We start from the raw sequence: 2,611 nt of genomic DNA on the forward strand, positions 1-2,611 counted from the left end.
TCGGGCCCAAGCCATGCCCGCCCCGCGACCAGCAACCGACACCACCGATCCACCGCCATCAGCGCAGCCCAACCATGCGAAGCGAAACGGGGAGGTTAAGAAGCCGTTGCCATACCGATCATGGAGTCTGTCGATCGAACGGGAGTCTCGATCGGGTGATCGCGTGCACTGCCCGGCATGAGAGCAGGGCCTGGCGGTATACGGGGAAAATCCAGGGGAGCGGACGGCCGCGCGCTGCTACGGTCGGGCGCTATGAGCTGGCTCCCCGATGACTTCGTCCATCCCGTCCTGGTACCGCTGCCGGGCAGTGGTCATCACCTGCGGCCGATCCGGGAGGCGGACACCCCGCTCGACTATCCGGCTGTGATGGGTTCGCGCGAGCGGCTGTGGACCATCTTCGGCCCAGCCTGGGGCTGGCCCGCGGCCACCATGACCTACGAGGCCGACCAGGCCGACCTGTTGCGGCACGAGAAGGAGATCGCCGCACACCAGTCTTTCAACTACGCGCTGTTCGACGCGGCGGAGACAGCTCTGCTCGGCTGCGTCTACATCGACCCACCGGAGAGGGCCGGCGCGGACGGCGAGATCTCCTGGTGGGTGGTGGACGAGCTGGTGGGCAGCAAGGTCGAGCAGGCCCTCGACGAGCTGGTGCCGCAGTGGATCGCCGCCGACTGGCCGTTCGAGCAGCCGCGCTTCCTCGGCCGCGAGATCTCATGGTCGGACTGGCTCGCCCTGCCGGAGCACGCCGACGGGTAAGTAGCTTTTGTCGTAATGCTCTGGGGACTTGGTGCTCGAACGGCCGTCTCGATTGGGTGCTCGGCGCATGCGAGGAGGGCCTCCTGAACGGCTCGCTGGTGTCGAATCACCGAGCATCAGGAGGCCCTGGTGTCGCAGTCTTGCGTGCCGATGCCCGTGCAGTCCACCGCGGGTACTCGGGAGTGCGACTGTCTGGCTCACCGGTTCGGAAACGCTGCCGACAATCGCCTGCGAGAGCGTCGGTATCCGAGCGACATGACGGACGCGGAGTGGGTGGTGGTGCGGCCACTGCTGCCGGTGCCGGGTTGGATGCAGGGCCAGGGCGGGCAGCCGGAAGCGTACTGCCACCGGGCGATGCTGGACGCGATCGGCTATCTCGTGGACAACGGCATCAAGTGGCGGACGATGCCGACCGACTTCCCGCCGTGGGACCGGGTCTATGCGTTCTGTGCGCCGTGAGGCGCTTCGTTGTATCCCCGACTCAATCGGGAGGAACTTGGAGGAATGTTTCTGGGTCGCCTGACTTACCTGGAGGCGAAAGCCGAAGGGGACAACAGCATGTCAGGAAAGCGGTGGCCGCCTGGAGGTATCCAGGGTGGAGGGCCGAAAGACCCGCGCGATATGGCCAAGGCTGGATTGCTTGAAGCCCAATCTCCAGCGGCAAAAATAGAAACTCACCGGAACGATACCTGAAACCGGTGCCCTTTCCTTGCCGGGCTCTGAAGAACGGGTTCGAACGGCAACCTCCAAGGAGAGGGGCGTCGCCCAGTGAGGGCGGTCAAGGAGATGAGTGGGCGGCCTACGTCGTGCTCGATACGTACAGCGAAGACGTACCACGGGATCGCCTACGGGGCGCGAGCCCTACGGCGACGGAGTGCCCATAGTAGTCGCCGGAGTTGCGACCGGCCGCGAAGTCCGGGACAGCCGGAATGAGGGCGAAGGGGCACAGGTGAACTCGACGTCCAGTAAGGGGAGGTATGCGTAATGCAGAGCGCCGAAACGGTGCTGGACGTCATCCGGGAACGCGGCAGGCGAAGCCTGCCGTTGGAAAGGCTCTACCGGCAGCTGTTCAATCCGCAGCTCTTTCTGATGGCCTATGGGCGCATCTACCGGAATTCTGGTGCGATGACTCCTGGGGTCACCGGGGAGACCGTGGACGGCATGTCACGGGCGAAGATTGACACGATCATCGGCACACTGCGGTCGGAGTCGTATCGATGGACGCCCGTCAAGCGGGTCTACATTGAGAAGAAAGGCGGTGCGAAGAAGAAGCGCCCGCTTGGCCTGCCGACGTGGTCGGACAAACTGGTCGCCGAGGTCGTACGTCTGTTACTGGAGGCGTACTACGACGTCCAATTCTCCGATCGCTCTCACGGGTTCCGCCCCAAGAGGGGGTGTCACACCGCGTTGCAGGACGTGGTGAAGTACTGGACCGGAACGCGCTGGTTCATCGAGGGAGACATCTCCGACTGCTTCGGCAGCCTGGACCACGAGGTCATGCTCACGATCCTCGGGGAGAAGATCCACGATGGCCGGTTCCTGCGGCTGATCCGGACCATGCTCAGGGTCGGATACTTGGAAGACTGGCGGTGGAACGCCACGCTGAGTGGGGCTCCCCAAGGCGGTGTGGCATCGCCCGTCCTCTCCAACATCTACCTTGACAGGCTCGATCAGTTCATTGAGCAGAAGCTGCTGCCGGAATACAACCGCGGCAGAAAACGACGGCATCATCCCGAGTACCATCGGCTCGACAGCCGGATTGAGGTTCCCCCGAGATGCGAGGAAGGGTGACAGCAGGTCAGATGGATCTCGTGAGAGGAGATCTGACGATGCCTGCCCCCAGAAAATACCCGCT

2 protein-coding genes and 1 pseudogene are annotated in these 2,611 nt (G+C 63.8%); all 3 read left to right on the forward strand.

Annotated elements, in window-relative coordinates; genetic code table 11:
* Positions 1-252 precede the first annotated feature (252 nt).
* Entirely contained in the window at positions 253-756 is a 504-nt protein-coding gene (locus ACFY16_RS43050; RefSeq protein ID WP_390652679.1) for an N-acetyltransferase, read from the forward strand.
* A gap of 255 nt (positions 757-1,011) precedes the next feature.
* The gene (locus tag ACFY16_RS43055) at positions 1,012-1,215 is read left to right on the forward strand and encodes a transposase (RefSeq protein ID WP_390652680.1); all 204 of its coding nucleotides are present in this window, start codon (positions 1,012-1,014) and stop codon (positions 1,213-1,215) included.
* Positions 1,216-1,740: 525 nt separating this feature from the next.
* Positions 1,741-2,511, forward strand: a pseudogene (locus ACFY16_RS43060) (reverse transcriptase/maturase family protein); the annotation flags it as partial.
* Positions 2,512-2,611 lie beyond the last annotated feature (100 nt).

The sequence above is a fragment of the Streptomyces sp. NPDC001315 genome, assembly GCF_042896175.1.
GTDB lineage: Bacteria > Actinomycetota > Actinomycetes > Streptomycetales > Streptomycetaceae > Streptomyces.